A 21,148-nucleotide genomic window follows, 5' to 3' on the forward strand; every position below is an offset into this window, starting at 1 on the left:
TAATTCTTAAACGATGTTGGCCGCGGTTTCTTCTAAAACTTTGGTGTCTTCAATGTCTTCTTTTTCCGGAAAGATGTTATTGCCTTCTGCAATAATTTTTTTACTGATGGAAATAGAGCAAAGCTGCAAAAGTGCAATTATGCCTATTGCGTATCGTAGTGCAAAATCTTCTGACACGGCAAAGTACAACACTAAAAAAGTTCCTGCCCCAAGCAATCTCCCGGCGTAAAGTCCTGATTCATGGTTAAGTATGTATGCAAACTCTCCACGTTTTTCTATTCTTGAAACGATATCTATAACCCGTAGCTGGATAGGAAAGTAGGCAAGGTCCATCAATGGTTTTGCAATAAGCAGCAGCAACAGGAATACAATTACGCTGGTCTGGTCAAACCATAACCCGTTGAGGCAGGCGCCTATAGCAAAAAGGATAAGGCCGGCAGAGAAGGTCTTAACACGATCTGATGGTTTGGAAAACCTGCCTATGAAATAAATAATGATTGCTGCCAGTATTGCACCAATTGACTGTGCATTGCCAAGTGCTCCTTCTTCACCTAAAAGCTTAAATATCAGCATTGCAGGGGCTGTAACTAGAAATCCCTGCGCCAGGCCTTTGAACATTGCCAGCGAGAGTAATTTGTACCATAGCGGGTGAAATTTAAAAAAAATATACTTTTTCTGTACCGGATTTTTAAAATCTCCCCTAAAGCAAACCACTGATGCTAAGAATGTTATAATAAACACAACACCTGTAATGATGAGATAGGCATTGTGTTTATCTGTCTCTCCGTTTTTTGATTGAATGAACCAGCCGATAGCAGCCGGGACAATGATTGCGATGATTGTATATATAAATGTTTCAAGCCCGTAGTAATAGTTGCGGTTATCATCATTCGTCACTGCTACAGCGAGATAGTCACGATTAGACCAGTATAGCCCAAATGATAGCCCCATAATTATACCCGCCACACCGATACCGAACATATCAAGGGTTTTCAGCGACATCATGATGATCATGGAGACACCGCTAAGCATCATGCCAATTGAATATAATGTTTTTATATTCATGTGTTTAAGCAGAAAACCGTTTACCAGAAATGTTATTGGAATACCTGAATAAATAGTAAGCTGGTACAACACTACCTTACTGGTATCATTAGAATTACGCATAATATATGCTGCGACAAATATATCTATGACGGGTAAAACAAGTGCATATACTAAGTTAGTAAGCACCAGTATTTTAAAATTGTGCGACTGACTTTTAAAATGATTAACTTCAGTCCGTAATTTATTCAGCATCAGTTATATTTTAAAAGTGAAAGTATTTCCTTGATAGAGAATTTCGCACCGCATACAAACTCGTCAGCCGCGCCATAATACATAGTTATTGTATCACCATCAGGCTCAACAATATGCCCATTGGTAAATACTACATTACCGAAGAACCCGCTCAACTCGTACTCTGCTGACGGAATCATTATCGGCTCTTCTGTTCTAGCCAATACCTTATACGGATCTTCCAGATCAAGCAGCAGTGCACCGAGACAGTACATATGGTTATCATTGGCGCCATGGTAAATTTCCAGCCAGCCCTTTTCTGTTTTTACAGGTGCTGCGCCGGCGCCAATCCGCTTACTGTCCCACAGGCCTTTGCGTGTAGTGGCAATGCATTTATGGTTACCCCAGTGTACACCATCCGGCGACGAAGCTATCCAAATGTAATTACCGCCAATATCTACACTGCTTGGCCGGTGCAAGGCATAGAAAAGCCCATTTATCTTTTCTTCAAAAATGGCGCAGTCTTTATTATGAGCAGGGAAGATAAGGCCTTTGTTTTCAAAAGTTTTCCAGTCTTTTGTAGTGCGCAGGCCAACTGCCACACCTAAATCAGATACCGAAGTAAATGTAAGGTAGTAAGTATCATTGATTTTAGCCACGCGGCAGTCTTCAATGCCGAACGTTTCGTGACGGCCTTCACCCACTAGTGTACCGTAACCTTCAGGCTCGTAGAAGTTTTTACCATCATCACTACACAAAAGGCGCAGGTGAGAAAGTGTTGTCAGGTAATCACTCCCTTTATAATTAATAACCCTTGCATCATCTGCAATAAGTTCCGGATCTGTTTTTTCAATTTCAATTATATTTATGTTTCCGGTTTCAGTAAGTACCGGAAAGGAAATAGTTGTATCATGCTGTTCCGGCCGTTCGGCTACCCTCACAATAATCCAGGTTTTGTCCTGAAACTCAAACACGCCGGGGTTTAAAAGGCAGGTAATCGTTAAGCCATCCCTGCTTGGTGTAAGGTCTGCAGGAGATAATAGGGGGATTTTGCGCAAAGCGTTTTGCGATGTCTTTCATTCGTAATTTATTGTAGGTTTTATTTGAATTACCCGGGCCCCGCCTTAGCATGGCCCGGGACTAACCCAAACTAACTGTAATTTAATAATCGTTTTGCGTAAGCGTACCCGCAGAAGCATCAATTTCTGATTGTGGAATAGGGTAGAGCATATGCTTAGGCTGGAAGTTTTTACCGTGTGCCTGGAGAACCTGCTGCGCAATGCCCCATCGCTTCAGGTCAAGCAAACGTTGGTTTTCAAACCCGAGCTCAACCCTCCGTTCATGTATAAGCCATGCTTTTACCTGTGCAGGGTCATTGCTAGCAGGCCTGTCCGGTAGCGTACCTGCAGGTGGTATATTACCATTTGCATCAACACCATTACGCGCCCTTTGCCTTATCTGGTTAATTATTGCAATGGCACCTGCCTGGTCTCCCTGCTCGTGGAGCGCTTCAGCCTTCCAAAGCAATACATCAGCATAACGGATGTATATTTTATTATTTGGCGCTTCATCATCGCCAAGGTTAGCGCCATTAAGGCTTCCCAGCATTTTATTTATCCATTTATTAGGAACATTAACACTGTAGAGTAATCTTGGGTCATTTGGCTCGAACTCGTCAATAAAACTTTGAGTTGGTGCAAAGAAGCCCCATCCTAGCGGTGCCATCATACCGTTTCCTCTTTTAGGAACCGCATTTCGCTGATGATCAAAAGCAAACACTACTTCATTATCGGTAAACTCAGTCGTGAAGCTGTCAAAGTAGTTGGCGTTAAGACTATAACCCAAGGCAGCTACCTGGTCAACCAACGGGCCTACGGCAGCCCAGTTTTCAGTATATAATTCCGATTTAGCTAATAGTGCAATAGCAGCCGCTTTAGATACCCTCCATTTTTCACTGTCAGATGAGTATTTGCTGTTTGGCAATAAGTTGATAGCTGTAGTTAAATCTTCCTTAACTTGATCCCAGATTATAGCTTTGTCAACACGTACAGCTACATCAAATGCCTCTTGATAACTCTCTACCGGGCGAACAATTAATGGCACATCACCAAAATTTGTAACCAACGAGAAATATAAGTATGACCTGAGAAATAGAGCCTCGGCCAATATTTGTTCTTTGCGGTCTGTAGAAATACCTGTAACAGCCTCAATATTATCTTTTGTTAGATGCGAAATGGCTACATTCAGCCTTTTAATGCCTTCATAATTATATACCCACAAACCATTAGGGCCCGCATTGCTTGCTGTAAAGGTGAAATTATCTATCTGGTCCATCCATGGCTGGTCACCGTCCGGATTCCACTTCTTTTGCATATCATCTGATGCTATGTCCTGGAGAATATAATCATTTTGGAATACGAGTCCGTTAGTCCAGTCCCAGTTGCCCAAAAGGTTGATGCTGTTTGATAGCATATCATAAGAAGAGCGTACAGAATTTTCTAAAATCGTTATAGTAGGAGTATTATCTGCCTGCTCTTTCGGAATTGCACCTACCGGTGGTTTATCAAGTTCATCCTGGCAACCAACTACGGTAATTATACCCAATAGAAGGCTAATTTTTATAAAATTTTTCATAATCCTTTTTTTTAGAGTTTTATTTTAGCACCAAACATTATTGCTGCTGTCTGTGGATAAGTCCCTTGGTCGACACGATTTGTAGATTCGGGGTCAAGTCCAGTATAATCCGTCCAAGTAAGCAGATTCTGCCCTGACGCATATATACGCAGGTAGTCGATATATGGTAGTGATTTATTGAAAGTATAACCAATTTCGATATTTTTAAGCCTTAAGTAAGAAGCATCTTCCACAAAAACACTATAATATCTCGCTCCTCTTGCAGTATCTTCAAATGTAAGCCTTGGCATAGTATTACTTGTGCCTTCACCTGACCAACTACCGAGTACTGCCGTTGTAGAATTGAATCGGCGTCCGTCATAATCCAGAATTTGTTTTTGGTCATTATACCTATCAACATCTTCAACGCCCTGAAACAGAAACGAAATGTCAAAGTTTTTGTATGATGCATTGAATGCAAGCCCATATGTTATTTTAGGAACAGGGTTACCAATGTAAGTACGGTCATCATCATTTATTTCTCCATCGCCATTGATATCTTTAAATCTGATATCTCCGGGGACAGCACCATTTGCATTCGAATACAGGTGAGCGTCAATCTCTGCTTGATTTTGATAAATACCATCAAATTGCTGGCCAAAGAAAGCATTTAACGGCTGCCCGGTGATGCTCCTTGTACGCCCGCCATCATCCTCTATGAGAGGCACGTTTCCGTGCAGTTTAGTCACTTCATTATCAAGTGTAGCCAGATTAGCATTCACACCATACTTAAATTCGTTATCATTATTCTGAAAATTAAGCCCGAATTCAAATCCTTTATTCACAACAGATCCTGCATTTACATATGTTTCCTCAATAACCCCGACAGACAATCTTGGCAAACGTATTGATAGTAATATATCTTCAGTCTCTTTTCGGAAGTAATCTGCACTAAAATTCAGTTTGTTATCAAAGAACCCAAAGTCAAGACCTACATTGGTTTGCGTTGTTGTTTCCCATTTGAGGTCAGGATTCCCATACCTTATTACCTGCGTGCCCAAAGGAGTGTTTGTTTGCACAAAAGTTAGATAAGCTCCATCAGGAATTTCCTGATTTCCGGATTGCCCCCAGCTAGCTCTAAGCTTAAGGTTTGATAACCATGTTACGTTTTCCATAAACTTCTCATTCGTAGCAATCCAGTTGGCGCCGAATGACGGGAAATACCCCCATTTATTGTTAGGCCCAAATCTTGATGATGCATCTGCCCTAACGGTTGCAGTTACGTTGTATCTGCTATCAAATCCATAATTGACAGAGCCAAAGAAGGAAAGTAAAGTCCAACTTTTGTCATCACTGCCATTTGATGGTGGCGTGTATAGCTCGCCATCCGTACGATTACCACCATAGCCTAAATATCTAAAGGCATCAGAGTCATTGTCAAAACCTGACCTTGCACCAACAATTTCCGAAAATCTATTTTTTATGAATTCGTGACCTACAAGTAAATTTACATCATGAACGTCTCCCAGCGTCTTTATATAGTTAACTGTATTTGACCATGTAAAAGTTACATCCTGCGCGCGGCTTTCAGACAAGCTGTTAGGACGGTTATTGCGGCCTAATCCTAAGCCAAACAATGGGTCGTCAGGGTTGCTGATATTATCATCACCATAATTTTCGTAGAAAGCTTTATTGTGGAAAAACCTCACATCCATACCCAGATTTGTACGTACTTTTAAAGCTTTATTAAGAAATGTGCCTTCAAGGAAAGTATTACCAAATGCCTGGAAAGTTTCCCTTACATCATCAGTAAAATGTACGATGGCGAGAGGGTTTGATGAGAATTCGTACCTTGTAAGGTATCCTACATCTCGTACGGGACCTGTATAAAAAGGTAGGTCTGTATAGGGGTTACGAACACTGTAAGTAGGGTCACTCGGGTCTTTATATACTCCTAATACGGGTGGACGGATAAGGGCATGTCTAATAACGCCAGGCGCATCCCCACTTGATGAAATCCTGTCTTGGCTTTGGAATGTGATTTGCATATTAACACCGGCAGTAAACATTTCATTAAGCTTACTGTTTACGTTGGTACGGAAGTTTACGCGTTTGTATTGGTCATTATCCTCCGTAACCACGCCGTTCATGCCATAGTATCCACCAGATATAAGATAGCTTGTCTTATCATTTGCTCCACTTGCAGTAATTTGTACATTTCTTGATATACCTTGTGTAAATAGTTCATCAAGCCAATCGGTATCGGCAAGGTTGAGGGTCGTCCTGTCAGAAGTATATAAGTTTGGCGTTGTATAAGTGTTATTCCATGATTGTTCCATTACGTTCATATACTGTTCAGCATTTAGCATATCCGGGAGGTTTTGCACATAATGTATACCTGTAAAGAAGTCAACATCAAAGCTTGACTTGCCCTTAGCACCAAGTTTAGTGGTGATAATAACTACACCACCGGCAGCTCTTGAACCATATATGGCTGTAGCAGAAGCATCTTTTAAAACTGTCATAGACTCTACGTCTGCCTGGTTAAGAAACGTAATATCACGTGTTGGAGTGCCATCTACTACATACAATACTCTGTTGTCTCCTATAGTGCCTTCGCCGCGGATGCGTATTACGCTGCCATCTCCGGGCGCACCTGTATTTGCAGCTACAAATACACCTGCTACCTGCCCTTGAAGTGCCTGTGCAACATCAGGTATCCTTGTTTTTTCAAGGTTATTGAGGTTCACCTGAGAAACGGCTCCGGTAATAGAACGTTTGCTTTGGCCTACATAACCTGTTACAACAACTTCACTTAGCTGTTGCGAATCTTCCTGAAGTATAACATTTATTTCTGTCCTGCCGTTTACGGCTACTTCCTGCGATGTAAAACCCATAAAACTGTAAACTAATACAGCATTGGTGTCAACATTGTCAATTGTATATCTTCCGTCTAAATCTGTAACTATACTAGTAGTTGTTCCTTTTACCATTACTGTGGCCTGTGGCAGCGGCCCCGTAGCGTCAGAAACGGTTCCGGTTACAGTTTGGGCATAAAGTGTGCTTCCGGACATAAATGTCAGTATAAGAAGCAGGCATTTAATTAATCTGTTCATGGTTGCTAGGCAGTTTTGTTAAGGGTTAGTAAAATTTTTCTCATTTTGATAATTTAATGTTTTGATGGTTGTTAATTGTTGTTACGAAAACGTTATAAATTTATAAACACTGCATAAAAAGGAGTGTACACTATTTATCCAAAAGTGTACACTGTTTTATAACTTGCTTAAAATTAATGTTTTAAATTTTGCTTGACTTACCTCTGTAATTAAGCTGGTAATTTTTAGGAGTAGTGTTATATACCTTTTTAAACTCTCTGTAAAAGTATGAGCGGTTATTAAATCCTGACTTATAGCATACCTCAGATACGGTCAATTTATTTTTACGTAATAATTCTGCAGCGTGTTTAAGACGGATAGTACGTATAAGATCTCCCGGGGATATTGAGAAGGACTCTTTAATTTTACGATAGAATTGTGAAGAACTTAAACCCAGCTCTTTCTCTAAATACGCTGAATCCAGATTCTCATTTTCTATATTGCTACGAACTAAATCAATTACTGATTTTATAAAAGCCTTTTGATCATTGTTAACGGGAATAGCCGAAAGATTGTCAAGAAGAGTATCCTGTGTAAAATGTTTCAATACCAGCTCTTTTTGTTCCAGTAGCTTTTGTATCCTCACTAGTAAGTGCTTAGGATAAAAAGGTTTCGGAATGTAAGAATCGGCACCGCTCTCAATACCCTCTATTCTGTGTATTACCGAATTTTTAGCAGTAAGCATTATAAATGGTATATGGCAGGTATTAATATCTGTCTTTACTTTTTTACACAGCTCTACGCCATCCATTACCGGCATCATTACATCGCTTACAATAATATCCGGTAAATCTGAATTTATAATTTCTAATGCTTCAGCGCCATTATAGCTACTGATAATGGTGTATTTCTCTGACAGAAGGTCTTTCAGGTAGGCATGTATCTCACTCTCGTCTTCAACAATCAATATTTTTTGCTTATCATTTTCAAGGGCATTAAGTGCCGAAATCTTATCCGGATCAGGGTCAGCTTTATCAGTTTTTTCCTCTAAAATGTTTTTAAGGTGCTGGGAAATAACTACAGGCGTAATTTCGGTATCAATTTCTTTTTCGCTAAAAGCAGCTTTTTCACAAGGGATGAGTACAGTAAATACTGTTTCTACATTAGCCACACTGCTAACCAGTATTTCGCCCCTAAGCACTGTTACCAGCCTTTTTACATATGCCAGGCCAATCCCGGCCCTGAACATTTCGGTATCAGACTGCACCTCGCTGTCAGATAAAAAGAAACGGTCAAATAGCGAGTCCTGCTTTTCCTTTGAGATGCCCACACCTGTGTTCCTTATAGTAATGTTCAATGTTTTGAAGTCCTTCTCTTCAATGCTGCATCTCATCTGTATCTCACCATTGGCCGGAGTATACTTGAATGCATTAGACATAAGGTTGAAAATTATTTTCTCTAGCTTGTCTTTATCATACCATCCTTGCAGTGCGGGTGGTATATCAAGATTATAGTTTATGTTTTTATCCAAAACCCAGTCGTCAAACAATTCGGCAATTTGCTCCAGCAGGTTTACAAGGTCAAAATGCCTTACCGTATTTTCGAGGTAATCATACTCTGCTTTTCTGAATTCCAGTAATTGTTGTGTAAGGAAAAGAAGCCTTGATGCATTTCTCTGAATCATGTTTATGAATTTAAGGTTCTTCCCCTCAAGGGCAACAGTTTCAGAGAGTTTTTGTGCCGGACCTACAATGAGTGTCAATGGTGTTAAAAACTCATGTGCTATGTTTGTAAAAAAGCTTAGCCTGTTTTCATGCAGTTCCTCCTCTTTTTTCCTTATCATGATGTTTTGCCGGAGTGACTGTTGTTTTAAATTATAGCTTCGTATGAATAATAAGAATACCAATGCCAGGGCTAAATACATTACCAGCGCAAGGTTAGACTGCCACCATACAGGTTTTACGGTAATGTTAAGAGCGTGAACAGGTTTGCTCCATATCCCTTCACTGTTACTCCATTTGAGCCATAACGAATATTTCCCTTTGGGTACATTGGTAAATGAGATAACCTGGCGATTGCCTATATTGTTCCAGTCTTTATCAAAACCCTCCAGTTGATAGGCATATTGACACTTTTCAGGATTTGTATAAGTGAGCGCTTTCAGGTGTATATTGAAAAAGTTTTGATTATGTTTTAATGTAAGAGATGGGTATGTTGAAGAGTTATGCGAGATTACGAGTCCCTGGTAGTAAGGCACCGATTGGTTTTGTCCGCTAATTTCATCAATGAGCAGGCTTGGCACTTCAGCAGAGGCATATATATTTTCAGGTAAGAAGTGGTTAAAACCCTTTATTCCGCCCATAAATATACGGCCTGTTTCAGGATCACTGTAATAGGCACCATCAGCAAATTCATTGTTTTGCAGGCCTTCGTATCTTGTATAGTTAGAGAATCTTTGGTGTGCAATCTCAAGATTAGATAACCCGTAATTGGTGCTAATCCACAAGTTAGCGTCTTTTACAGGTACAATGCCATGAATCGTGTTATTGGGTAACCCTTCTTTGTCTGTAAAGCTTTTAAATGTTGCTTTGCCATCATTGTTTATATTCTTAAGCAGGTTAAGCCCGTAGCTGGTGCCTATCCACAGCCTGTTTTTAGAATCAGTAACAAGACACAATATGTCATTACTGGAAAGGCTTTGGGAATTGCCAGTAATATTTTTATATACATTAAAGATGCCTGTAGTTTTATTAAAAAGATTTAGCCCGCCAAGCCTTGTACCTATCCATAGCTCCTTATCATTTTTAGGAATTATTGAATAAATAATGTTGCTGCTAATAGAGTTACTGCCATTTCCTCCGGCAGTATATTTTGAAAAATCTGTCAGCTTTATATTCCCGTTCTCCTTTATTATTTTTAAGGATATCATTCCGTAGCCGTTGGTACCTACCCAAAGTATATCATTATTATCCCGGTAAATAGAGTAAACAGACTTGAAATAACCGCATTTTTCTGCACCATCAACATCTTTCCAGCTTATAAGATTATCACTTTCTGAATCATAAATCGTTAATCCTTCTCCATCGGTACCTATAAATACCAAGTTATCTTTACCTTTTTGCAGGGCATATATCGAATTATTAATTCTGCTATTGTTTTCATTGAAATGTGTATATAAAAGCTTTCTGTCAGGATAAAGGTAGAAATCAACCGGAAGCCTGAATAAGCCACTGCCTTTGGTACCCAACCAGAAACCCGAGGAATCTTTTAGAAATGATCTTACAATTCCGCTATGGAGTTCCGGAATCTGTGTTCTTGATATCAGATTGAATGATTTCTTTTGCGGAAATATCTTTATTAATCCGTCGCCATCAGTTCCTGCCCATAATATATTTTCATTAGGGTGTAATAGTAGTGAAGTTATATTATGGCCTTCAAGATGTTTAAGCCATGGTGTTGATACTTTATCACCATTGCTGTTTATTATGGCATATCCTGATTTACCCAATACTACCAAACCTTCTGGCACATCACCAATAATGGTTGAAACAGATGCTGTAGCCTCATGTACGTTATTCTTATAGGCTGATTGTAAAAAAGTTTTGCCAGAAGTCCCAATAATAAATATTTTATCATCGCCAATTTTACTGAAAGCACGCACGTCATCCCGCAGCTTTTGCACATCTGATATGACTTTGTTGCCCTCACCAGCCATTTTTATCGCTACAGAATATAATGTATTATCATTATATAAAATCAATAGTTTTCCTGAATCCAAAAATTCAAGTTTTTGCACTGATTTATTAGGGAGCTTTTGTGAACTGAAACGGCTGAACTTACCGTTAGCGAAATAACCTATTCCCCAATCCTGTACCGCACAATAAACATTTTTTTTTGTGTCGAAGGCCATGTTAAACTGTGATTCTGTAACAGGAGGCTTATTCTCTGAATTAAAGTAAAAGCGCCTGAACTTATTGGCTTGTTTATTATAGCAATTAATGCCATGCATAGTCAATATCCAGATTTGGCCAGCGTTGTCCTCGCCAATTTTAAGTATAACCTGATTGCTAAGCGAATTTTCATCAGGCTCTGGCCTGAATTTTTAAATTCAGTTCCATCAAAACGGTTAAGTCCATCCCATGTACCTATCCAGATAAGATTTTGCGAATCCTGAAAGATGCAGTTTACAGAACTGTTTGAAAGGCCTGTCGCGTTATCTAACTGTTCTATCGAATATTTTGCATCAGTAACGGGCGGTATTATATTTTGTGTAGAAGTCAGAGTATTATGATACTCAGCAGACAGATTTTCAGGCTTGCCGGTACAGCAGATTAACACTAAAGTTAAAAAAGCCGTGAGTAAAATCTTTGTTTTCAATTCAATATCATGTATTGAATAAATATATAATAAATTTTAAAAGTTAAGAAGTTAATTTGAAATACAATTTTGCACCTGAAACTTTTCATTTTAGAAAGTTCTGCTGAATTTCAACTAAAATAAAAAGCCTGCAAATATCTAAAATTTGCAGGCTTCACAGGTTTTTCAAGACGTTTTGTATGTTTTATAAACTTTAAAAAGTTTATTTTTTTACATCTTGGTGGAGCCGCCGAGAATCGAACTCGGGTCCAAACAGGTAATCAAAGAGCTTTCTACATGCTTAGTTTCCGCTTGGTTTTTCGATGTTGTGCAAGGCCGGAGACTGCCACACAACACTTAGCTCCTTAAGTCTCGAAGCCTCCGCGGAGCGAAGAAACTTCCAGGTCTATTTTTACGGTTCTCCTAATCGAAACGCCACAGACCAGGGCTTTTCAGGAGAATCCCGCCTCCCTGCCTTGCAGGGACGAGGCTTTTCTTACTATAATTCAGAATTAAGCAGCAAGAGCGTAGTTATTTTCGCCGTTTAAAAGTTTTGGGCAATGATATACGGGAACAGCCCAATTTCCCGGCATGCTTACTGTTCAATCAGGCCTGCTGTCAAAACCAGTCGACCCCATTAAAATTGCTATTATACTGTATGCAAATACAATACCAAAAAGCGATTACAAAAGTACACATTTTTATGTAATAATAATTGCCCTCCCGTTTGGTTTATCTTATATTTGGCATCGAATTTTACTTCAAAATTAAAATTTTGTAACAAATTGACTGGGTAAATGTGATAAACAGTCAGTGCATAACAACGCAGATTACTAATGAAATTCGGCATCATAAAAGAAAGAAAATCCCCACCTGACAAACGTGTAGTTTTTACTCCTGCAGAGCTGACGGAATTAAATAATAAATATCCTGAGGCCCGGGTTAAGGTAGAGTCTTCAGATATCAGGATATTTACCGATGCCGAATATGAAGCGAAGGGAATTGAAGTAAACGGGGATATGACAGATTGTGATGTGCTGCTTGGTGTAAAAGAGGTGCCTGTTGATGCCCTTATTCCGGATAGGAAATATTTCTTTTTCTCTCATACCATAAAAAAACAGCCTCATAACCAAAAGTTGCTGCAGGCTATACTTGATAAAAATATTGACCTATTTGACCACGAGACCATTGTTGATGAAAATTATAAAAGGCTTATAGGATTTGGCCGTTATGCCGGCAATGTGGGCACATATAATGGTTTTAGAGCCTTCGGCTTAAAGTTTGAATTGTACAATTTGCCAAAAGCAGAATCTTTACAGGATAAAGAGGCACTTATTGCCAGGCTTAGGAGGTTAATACTGCCGCCGGTAAAGATTGTTCTTACAGGCCGTGGTAAGGTTGGGATGGGAGCCAAAGAAATACTTGATGCAATGAAAATCAAGGAAGTTTCTATAGAAAACTACCTTACTAAAAATTACAGTGAGCCGGTATATGTTCAGATAGATGTGCTTGATTATAACAGGCGCAAAGACGGCCAGGTGCTTACCAATAATGATTTTTATACACATCCATTTGAGTATGTAAGCAATTTTGAGCGCTTCACAAAGGTTTCAGACATATTTATCGCAGGACATTTTTACGGAAATAATGCTCCGGCAATACTTACCCGTGAAATGCTGACCGCCCATGATAACAAAATAAAAGTTGTAGCTGATATTTCCTGCGATGTTGATGGCCCGGTAGCATCAACGCTCAGAGCATCTACAATTGCCGAACCTTTTTACGGCTATCATCCATTTGAAAATAAAGAGGTAGATATTCATCATCCTGCAGCTATAGTGGTTATGGCTGTAGATAACCTGCCTTGTGAACTTCCCCGAGACGCAAGCCAGGGATTTGGTGAAATGTTTATGGAACATGTTATTCCTGCTTTTTTTAATGGCGATAAAGATGGTATTCTTGAGCGTGCCCAAATTACCCGCAGCGGCAGGCTTATGCCTAGGTTTCAGTATCTGGAAGGCTATGTCAAACAAAAAGCTATCCTGTAAAGAATAGAACTGCATATTGATACAATTTCCTATTTTTGAAGGAAATTACATTTCATGGCTTTGAGGGCTATTGCCTTATTTATCGCACTAATAATAATTCCGGCATGTTATGCACAGGAATTACTTCCATTTACCGAAAATTTTACCAAGAGTGAATATCATGGCGATAACCAGGTATGGAATGTTGTGCAGGGTAATGACAATGCCATGTACTTTGCCAATAACCATTACTTTCTGCGCTATAATGGTGTAAAATGGGAGAAATATGCATTGCCAAACAAAACAATTATCCGTTCGGTTTTTGTAGATGAGGATAAAGTTTATTGCGGCTCATATAAAGAGTTTGGTTATTGGAAACGTAAAAACGGGAAGATGGAATACACATCTCTTTCCAAAGGGAAAAATCTTTTTTGGGCAATGCCGATAATGAAGAGATTTGGAAAGTGTTTCGTCATGGTAATATACTTTATTTTCAGTCGTTTAATGAGCTTTATTATGTTAATGGCACAAAAACAGGTAAGATAAAGTTTCCATCACAAATTTCATATTGTTACGTTGTTGATGGAGATATCTATGTTGCATCAGTACGTAATGGCATTTATAAATTTGACGGTAAGAATTTTATACACATATCAAATTGGCCTGAACTTAAAGATAATGTAGTTCACGGAGTTGAAAAGTACGGGGCAGAGACATATATTTTTACTAAATATTCAGGAGTATATCTAGTAAATGGTGAAAAGCTCGTACCATGGCAACACCCCTTAAATTCCAGATTTAAAAATGAAGTTATAGTTACTGCAAGATTTGCGGGCAACACAATGGTTGTAGGTACAGGTTTGCAGGGAGTTTATCTTGTGGATATAAAATCCGGTGCTTTTAAGAATATAAACCGTAGCAACAGCCTTAAAAACAATGCTGTACTTTCAATAGCAATAGATCGGGAAAAAGACCTTTGGCTTGGCCTTGATAATGGCGTTGCTCATATAGAGCTAAACTCGCCGGTTTCTATATTTACGGATAACATTGGAATATTAGGTTCGGTATATTCATTATCTGAAACAGCAGGGGGGATATTTATTTGTAACTAATCACGGCATATTTTCATATAACGGGAAGTTGTCGGCAATACCGCATACACAGGGCCAGGTTTGGGATATATATGAACATAACGGAAATTTTATAATAGGGCATAATGATGGCACATTTGTGTATGATGGGCTAACTGTTAAGAGAGTTAATCCTGTTAATGGTGGCTGGAAATTTCTTAAAAGTAATTATGAAGGAGTTTATTTTCAGGCAAATTATTCAGGTATAGCAGTTTATAAAGATATAAATGATTTAGGCAAATGGACTATTCTTGACAGTATTACAAAACCCATACGTAATATAGCCCAAAATAAACCTGGTGAGCTGTGGGCGGCTGATAATTACCGCAGTTTATACAGGATAAAATATGATAGCAACTTTAAAGTAAAACGTGTTGAAAATATTTCGGCACTAAATAAGATTGAAAGTGATTATGGTGTAAAACTCTTTAATTACCGTAATGAGATTCTGTTTCTTATAAACAATAAATGGTATCATTACAATAATGTAAGTGATAAGCTAGAAGAAAATGCTGTATTCAACAAAGCTTTCAGTAATATTTCAGATATAATTCCGATTGATGAAGCTAATTTTATGGTTATCCGAAACGGATTGTTATATAGTATACTCCAGAAAAATAATGATTTTATATGGAAGCTCGTTCCGGAGAAGTATTATCATGGAAGGCTTATCATGGAAAATACGAGGGTGTATAAATCCGGGAAATCATTACTTATAAACCTGGATGATGGTTTTATGGAATTAAATCCTGATACAGAAAAAGCTACACCTTCAAATATAGAGATTGAAGCTTATTTTAAGGGGAAAAAGATAATAGAAGATACCAAAATAGCCTATAATAATTCACTTGAAATAAATGTAATATCTGGCTACTATGGTTATAATAAGCCTGATTTATATTACAGGCTTAATGATTCCGGGAAGCTTTTGCCAATACAAAATGGATTAATTATACTCAATAATCTTTCGGGTGGTCAGCAGGATTTTGAGGTATATCATTTTAACGGTACAAATTACATTCTTCTCAAAAGTTTTGCTTTCACTGTGGCACTGCCATGGTATTTTTCATGGTATATGATTTTGGCTTACGTACTTATAATAGCGGGTAGCTTTTTCTTATATTACCGCTGGAATAAAGTTCGCTATCTTGAAAAATTACGCTTGAATGAGGAAGAGCTTAAGCACAGGAGGCAAATTCTTGAACTTGAGCTTGAAGCTGAAAGCAAATTGCGGCAGGAGCAATATGAAAAGCATATGCTGGAAATGGAAGTTCAGAATAAAGCATCTGAAGTAGCAGGAAAATCATTATCTATAGCAAAGCACAGTGAAATGATTGAGAGTATACAGGCAGCGCTGGAAAATGAGAATGAAGCGGCTACACTTAAATCAAAAATTAAAAAGATAATAAAGACAAATTCCATCAGCAAAAACGAATGGCAAAGTTTTGAAAAGAATCTTGTTAAAAGCCACGAAGAATTTGTTGAAAGGCTTTCAAAAAAATATCCTTCACTTACACCTAAAGATATTAAGCTAAGCATTTACCTAAAAATGAATTTATCATCAAAAGAGATAGCTCCGTTAATGAATATTTCATTTAGAGGTGTTGAACTACATCGATACAGGCTGCGTAAAAAATTAGCCTTGCCACAAGAAGTCAGCCTTTCGCGGTTTATGACATCTTTATAAATTTATTCAATTTACTGCGACTACTTCATTATTCTGAAGCATCTATTATCTATTTAGAACTCATCACTACTACATCACTATGTTATATTTTGATGTATTTGCTATGTGATTATTGTTTTGATTTACAGGTATTTAAAGGTTTTTTTTGAAAAATTGATGTAGCTTTGGTATGGGTTTAGTTCTTCATCTATAACGTTTTAGTTGATATATTTGGTTTAAAGTTAAACAAACAATAAAACCAAGAATGAGGAAACCTTTACTCAACATTAGCTTATTATTAGTCGCAATGTCAGGTTTTGCACAAATACCGCCAACACCTACGCCTCCAATGACACGACAAGACTCAATTTTTGCTGACTCAATCGCAATGACAAATGAGCTTGAGCAGGTAGTTGTCATAGGGTACGGTACACGCCGTGCCGGTGCCATAACAGGCTCTGTATCTCAGGTAAAAGCAGCTGATATTGTACGCACGCCTGCACAATCAGCCATACAGGCTATACAAGGAAAAGCAGCAGGTGTAAATATTGTTACAAATGACGAACCCGGCGCCAGCCCTACAATAAGGGTGAGGGGATTGGGAACAATAACCGGAGCCAGAGATCCGCTTTATGTTATTGATGGAATTGAAACTTCTACAGCAGCAGGTATTAACCCAAGTGATATTGCAACAATAGATGTATTGAAAGATGCATCTTCGCTCGCAATATATGGACAGAAAGGCTCAAATGGTGTGGTTATTATCACAACTAAAAAGGGTAGAAAAGGCCAGATGAAGGTGTCTTATGATGCATTTTATGGCCAAAAAACAATACAGCGTAAAGTTGAAATGGCTGATTCTTACAGGTTTGCATATTATAATAACTCAGCTTTAGGCTCAACAAGCTATTACAGCTTTGAGCAGCCTTATAACACAGACTGGCTCGATGAAATAACGCAAACAGGTGAAGTAATAAGCCATACGGTGGCGCTTTCCGGAGGAGGAGATACGGGAACATATTACTTTTCAGCATCTAACTACAGGGAAAAAGGTATTTTAGAAGGTACAGATTTTCAGCGTACCAACATTTTACTGAAAAATGATCTTTTCCTGATAAATGATAGGTTGAAGGTAACACCGTTTGTTAACCTTTCTTTAACAAAAGGTGTTGGTAAACCACTTAGCGCATTCACAAATGCATATATGCAGTCGCCAATTGTACCGGTTCGTTTCCCTGATGGAACGTGGGGCGCGCCAATCAGGAATACAGCGGGTATTGCAGATCCTGCCGGAGCCGACAGGTTTAATAACGTTGCAAACCCGGTGGCACAGCTTTATTATGCAAATGGTGAATACAAAAATACCAAACTGATAGGCTCAATTAATGCAGAGCTGAAAGTTTTAGACTATTTAAAGCTTACTTCAAATTTCGGCGCGACCTCAGATTGGTTCAGGTCATATAATTTCACGCCAAACCGTGAGATATGGATTTCACAAAACCCGGGAGCGCCTCTCAGCAATTATCGTGACCCGTACATCAATACGCTATCACAGGAAAGGTCATCAAGCTATCGCTTCAACTGGGATAACTTCCTTACTTTCAATAAAGATTTTAACGAGCACACGGTAACAGCAACTGCAGGCTATTCTTGGACATCAATAGGATATTATGAGGTTTTAAGAGGTACACGAAATGATGTACCTGTACAAAGCAATTACTGGAATCTTGATTTTGCAACATTTACAGGAACGCCTAATGCACCTGTTAACCCCGGAAATGTTGTAAGCGGCTCTGAAGCTACTCCAACAACTTCGCTATCTGCATTTGGCCGTTTAGAGTATGATTACAAAGACAAATACTTACTATCAGCATCATACAGGCGAGAAGGCATTAGCTCTTTCCAGCAGGGCAGGCGCTGGGATGGTTTCCCATCGGTTTCTGCAGGATGGGTTATTTCAAATGAAGATTTCATGAATGATGTAAGTTTCGTGAACAGCCTTAAGATACGCGGCGGTTATGGCGAGGTGGGCAACGGTTATGGCTCCAGGCCTCTTAACCAGCTGCAATTCAGGCCTAACGCCAACTATCCTTTTGGTAACAGCCCTACAATAAATCCGGGTTCTTATGTACCATTCCAGGTTGACCCTAACCTTACCTGGGAAGTTATGAAGGAAATTGACCTTGGTATTGATTTTACAGTGCTTGACAGCAGGCTTTCGGGTACGTTTGATGTATACAGCCGTACGCAGGACAGGTTGATTCTTCCGGTAAGGGTACCTTCAGTAGTGTCTCCCGAAAATGTGTACTTAAATGCCGGTGAGGTTAGTAATAAAGGTTTCGAATTATCATTACGCTGGAGCGATAACATTGGTGAAGACTTCAGGTACTGGATTGGTGGTAACTTCTCATATAACAAAAACGAACTTAAGTCGGTTGATAATGCCTTCTTTGGGCAATACCAGGGTGGTTCGCTTAACAATGGCGAATTAACCAAGCAGGTATTGGTTGGCGAGGCGCTTGGCAGTTTCTATGTTTATGACTATTCATTTGGCAATGACGGCTATTTTGTTTACAGTGCTGAACGTAAGGTTGCAGGCTCATACCTGCCAACGCATACCTATGGCGCAAACATAGGCTTTGAGTGGAAACGCTTTGATTTTGCTGCTGACATTTATGGCGTGGGCGGCAATAAAATTTACAATGGTAAAAAAGCGCTGCGCATGGGAGGTGAGAACGTTGAAAGCGCAATACTTGACGATTTCTGGACGCCTTCAACCCCGAATGCTGAAAACCCGAGGCCATTTAATGACAGGCCGCGTCCGTCAACTTACTACATAGAAGATGGTGCGTTCCTAAGGATAAACAACATTACTCTGGGATACACACTGCCTGAGATGCTTGATGGGCTTGATAAAATTCGCGTATATGCTACAGCAGTAAACCCATTCCTGTTCACTAAATATTCGGGTTACTCGCCTGAGCTTTCCGGGAACAGCAACGGAGACCCGCTGGGGACAGCAGGTATTGAGCTGGATGCTTACCCAACAAACAAAACTTTTGTAATTGGCCTTAACGTAGGGTTTTAAAAAATTGAAAAAGAATATGATTATGAACAAGAATATAAAATATAAATGTATTGCAGGCCTCATGGCAGCTGCACTTCTAGCCGGCTGTAATGATGAGCTTGATGTAGAGCAACGTGACGGTCAAACGGTTAATGATTACCTTAGTAATCCTGCAAATGCTACCAACCTTGTTAATGGCGTTTACAGCAAGCTTCTCGACTTTAATATGTATTCGTTTTCGTGGATTGGTATTACAAGCATAACAAGTGATGATGCAGACAAAGGATCATCGGCCGGCGACACGGGTACTGACAAACACAAAATGGATGCCCTTACATTTTCATCAAGTGATTTATCCTTCAATGAAATTTGGACGGGAAGGTATGAAGGCATATACAGGGCCAACAATGCTATTTTTTATCTTGACCAGCTTCAGATAGATGCTGCACTTAAAAACAGGTTGGTAGCTGAGGCTAAATTTTTAAGGGCGTTGTGGTATTTTGACCTGGTACGTTGCTTTGGTGGTGTGCCGGTAGTTACGGGTAATATTGACCTTAATGATACCGAGACTATCAATGAAATAGTATTTACTAAAAAAACCAAAGCTGAAGTATATGCCCAAATAGAGACGGACCTTATGGAGGCTATACCTGCACTACCGCTTAAATCACAATACAGCGCTGCAGATATGGGCCGGGCTACTAAAGGTGCTGCACAGGCGCTTTTGGCTAAAGCATATCTGTATCAGGAAAAATGGCAGCAGTCATTTGACATGGCCAATGAAGTAATCAATTCGGGACAGTACGGGCTTTTGCCAAATTACGCACATGTTTGGCGTGAAGTTGGGGAAAACGGAGCCGAATCAATTTTTGAAGTGCAGGCAACGGCCAATCTTGGCCTTGTAGATTATACAAACGTACAGGGCCCACGGGGTACACCCGATTTGGGCTGGGGTTTTAATACACCGTCAGAATCGCTTGTAAATTCATATCTGCCTGGAGATGTGCGTAAAGATGCTACTATTTTATTTTCAGGTAGCGTACTTTGGGATGGTTTTGTAACGCCTGCTACATGGACAAATCCGCGATACAATTATAAAGCCTACCAAAGCCAGATAAGTGAAACCTGGATTGGTAAAGGTGTAACAGGCAAAAACCTGAGGATATTAAAATACAGCGATATATTGCTTATACGTGCTGAAGCTGCATTCCGTCTTGGAAATCTTTCCGAAGCGAAAAACAGGCTCGATGAACTTCGTTTGAGGACAGGACTCGGGCCGGTAACTGCTCCCGTAACATTACAAACCATAATTAACGAAAGGCGCTGGGAAATGGCAATGGAACACGAAAGGTGGTTTGACCTGGTGCGTACGGGTACAGCACCTGCAGCAATGGCAGCAAACGGTAAAACATTTATAGTAGGCACACATGAAGTGTTCCCTATACCGGCACCGCAGGTAACTGCAAGCGGCGGAAGGCTGATTCAAAACAATGGATACTAATACTAACTTAATTTTAATTATTTATTTACTATGAAAACAATCAAAATTTATGCTTTTGCACTGATGGCAGCATCAGGTGCAATGTTAACAAGCTGTGGTGACGACGATTCAGGCAGCCCATCACTGCCTCCTATCGGTGGGTACAATAATTCTAATGAGATTGCTACATCTGATCTTGTAGCACACTGGCCGCTTGATGGTAATGGTAACGAAAGGATTACTGGTACTGCACCTAATGGCAGCGCAGGCGTTACTTGGGTTAATGGTACTAAAGGACAAGCTGCTAAACTTACTGCAGGTTATCTCGCATACCCTGAAATGGCTGCTCTAAATTCATTGCCAAGTATCACAATTTCGTTGTGGGCAAAAGCGTCAAATACGGGGTCCTACTGACGGATATCCTACAATGTTCTTC

The 21,148-nt window shown here is 39.5% G+C and carries 13 protein-coding genes and 1 other RNA gene; 7 read left to right on the forward strand and 7 right to left on the reverse strand.

Features of this window, described 5'->3' with window-relative positions; translation table 11 throughout:
* Positions 1-6: 6 nt before the first annotated feature.
* From LRS05_RS08095 to ssrA, 7 genes are all read right to left on the reverse strand, one after another.
* Positions 7-1,299, reverse strand: a complete 1,293-nt coding sequence (locus LRS05_RS08095; RefSeq protein ID WP_257867854.1) for an MFS transporter — start codon at positions 1,297-1,299, stop codon at positions 7-9.
* Positions 1,299-2,336, reverse strand: a complete 1,038-nt coding sequence (locus LRS05_RS08100) for a glycoside hydrolase family 130 protein (RefSeq protein WP_257867855.1) — start codon at positions 2,334-2,336, stop codon at positions 1,299-1,301. Before LRS05_RS08100 ends, LRS05_RS08095 begins: the two co-directional genes overlap by 1 nt.
* Positions 2,337-2,439: 103 nt before the next feature.
* Positions 2,440-3,912 carry a RagB/SusD family nutrient uptake outer membrane protein gene (locus LRS05_RS08105; RefSeq protein ID WP_257867856.1) on the reverse strand — a complete coding sequence of 491 codons (1,473 nt, stop codon included), beginning with the start codon at positions 3,910-3,912 and terminating at the stop codon, positions 2,440-2,442.
* An 11-nt stretch (positions 3,913-3,923) separates the two neighbouring features.
* The gene (locus tag LRS05_RS08110) at positions 3,924-7,007 is read right to left on the reverse strand and encodes a TonB-dependent receptor (protein ID WP_257867857.1); all 3,084 of its coding nucleotides are present in this window, start codon (positions 7,005-7,007) and stop codon (positions 3,924-3,926) included.
* A gap of 181 nt (positions 7,008-7,188) precedes the next feature.
* On the reverse strand, positions 7,189-10,896 hold the full coding sequence (locus tag LRS05_RS08115) for a response regulator (protein ID WP_257867858.1): 3,708 nt from the start codon (positions 10,894-10,896) through the stop codon (positions 7,189-7,191).
* A 101-nt stretch (positions 10,897-10,997) separates the two neighbouring features.
* Positions 10,998-11,363: a two-component regulator propeller domain-containing protein gene (locus tag LRS05_RS08120; RefSeq protein WP_257867859.1), complete on the reverse strand. Its 366-nt coding sequence runs from the start codon at positions 11,361-11,363 to the stop codon at positions 10,998-11,000.
* 218 nt (positions 11,364-11,581) lie between these two features.
* Positions 11,582-11,978: a transfer-messenger RNA gene (ssrA, locus tag LRS05_RS08125) on the reverse strand.
* A gap of 200 nt (positions 11,979-12,178) precedes the next feature.
* Between ssrA and LRS05_RS08130 the strand changes: the two genes are divergently transcribed.
* The 7 genes from LRS05_RS08130 to LRS05_RS08160 all read left to right on the forward strand — a co-directional run bounded on the left by LRS05_RS08130 (position 12,179) and on the right by LRS05_RS08160 (position 21,126).
* A complete protein-coding gene (locus tag LRS05_RS08130; protein ID WP_257867860.1) occupies positions 12,179-13,390 on the forward strand; it encodes an NAD(P)-dependent oxidoreductase in 1,212 nt (403 codons plus the stop codon).
* Positions 13,391-13,444: 54 nt separating this feature from the next.
* Positions 13,445-13,915, forward strand: coding sequence for a hypothetical protein (locus LRS05_RS08135; RefSeq protein ID WP_257867861.1), 471 nt, complete (start codon positions 13,445-13,447; stop codon positions 13,913-13,915).
* On the forward strand, positions 13,801-14,481 hold the full coding sequence (locus LRS05_RS08140; protein WP_257867862.1) for a two-component regulator propeller domain-containing protein: 681 nt from the start codon (positions 13,801-13,803) through the stop codon (positions 14,479-14,481). The genes LRS05_RS08135 and LRS05_RS08140 overlap by 115 nt, the downstream gene beginning before the upstream one ends.
* Before the next feature lie 28 nt (positions 14,482-14,509).
* Positions 14,510-16,186 carry a hypothetical protein gene (locus LRS05_RS08145; protein WP_257867863.1) on the forward strand — a complete coding sequence of 559 codons (1,677 nt, stop codon included), beginning with the start codon at positions 14,510-14,512 and terminating at the stop codon, positions 16,184-16,186.
* A 244-nt stretch (positions 16,187-16,430) separates the two neighbouring features.
* The gene (locus tag LRS05_RS08150) at positions 16,431-19,253 is read left to right on the forward strand and encodes a SusC/RagA family TonB-linked outer membrane protein (RefSeq protein ID WP_257867864.1); all 2,823 of its coding nucleotides are present in this window, start codon (positions 16,431-16,433) and stop codon (positions 19,251-19,253) included.
* A gap of 22 nt (positions 19,254-19,275) precedes the next feature.
* On the forward strand, positions 19,276-20,733 hold the full coding sequence (locus tag LRS05_RS08155; RefSeq protein ID WP_257867865.1) for a RagB/SusD family nutrient uptake outer membrane protein: 1,458 nt from the start codon (positions 19,276-19,278) through the stop codon (positions 20,731-20,733).
* Between the two features lie 30 nt (positions 20,734-20,763).
* Positions 20,764-21,126 carry a hypothetical protein gene (locus tag LRS05_RS08160; RefSeq protein ID WP_257867866.1) on the forward strand — a complete coding sequence of 121 codons (363 nt, stop codon included), beginning with the start codon at positions 20,764-20,766 and terminating at the stop codon, positions 21,124-21,126.
* Positions 21,127-21,148 lie beyond the last annotated feature (22 nt).

It is taken from the genome of Flavobacterium sp. J372 (assembly GCF_024699965.1).
Lineage (GTDB): Bacteria > Bacteroidota > Bacteroidia > Flavobacteriales > Flavobacteriaceae > Flavobacterium.

What these genes read in the sequence shown, in the direction of transcription:
- LRS05_RS08130 (WP_257867860.1), top strand. Translation starts at nt 12,179, where the DNA reads ATGAAATTCGGCATCATAAAAGAAAGAAAATCCCCACCTGACAAACGT.
- LRS05_RS08135 (WP_257867861.1), top strand. Translation starts at nt 13,445, where the DNA reads ATGGCTTTGAGGGCTATTGCCTTATTTATCGCACTAATAATAATTCCG.
- LRS05_RS08095 (WP_257867854.1), bottom strand. Translation starts at nt 1,299, where the DNA reads ATGCTGAATAAATTACGGACTGAAGTTAATCATTTTAAAAGTCAGTCG.
- LRS05_RS08115 (WP_257867858.1), bottom strand. Translation starts at nt 10,896, where the DNA reads ATGGCCTTCGACACAAAAAAAAATGTTTATTGTGCGGTACAGGATTGG.
- LRS05_RS08105 (WP_257867856.1), bottom strand. Translation starts at nt 3,912, where the DNA reads ATGAAAAATTTTATAAAAATTAGCCTTCTATTGGGTATAATTACCGTA.
- LRS05_RS08110 (WP_257867857.1), bottom strand. Translation starts at nt 7,007, where the DNA reads ATGAACAGATTAATTAAATGCCTGCTTCTTATACTGACATTTATGTCC.
- LRS05_RS08155 (WP_257867865.1), top strand. Translation starts at nt 19,276, where the DNA reads ATGAACAAGAATATAAAATATAAATGTATTGCAGGCCTCATGGCAGCT.
- LRS05_RS08150 (WP_257867864.1), top strand. Translation starts at nt 16,431, where the DNA reads ATGAGGAAACCTTTACTCAACATTAGCTTATTATTAGTCGCAATGTCA.
- LRS05_RS08160 (WP_257867866.1), top strand. Translation starts at nt 20,764, where the DNA reads ATGAAAACAATCAAAATTTATGCTTTTGCACTGATGGCAGCATCAGGT.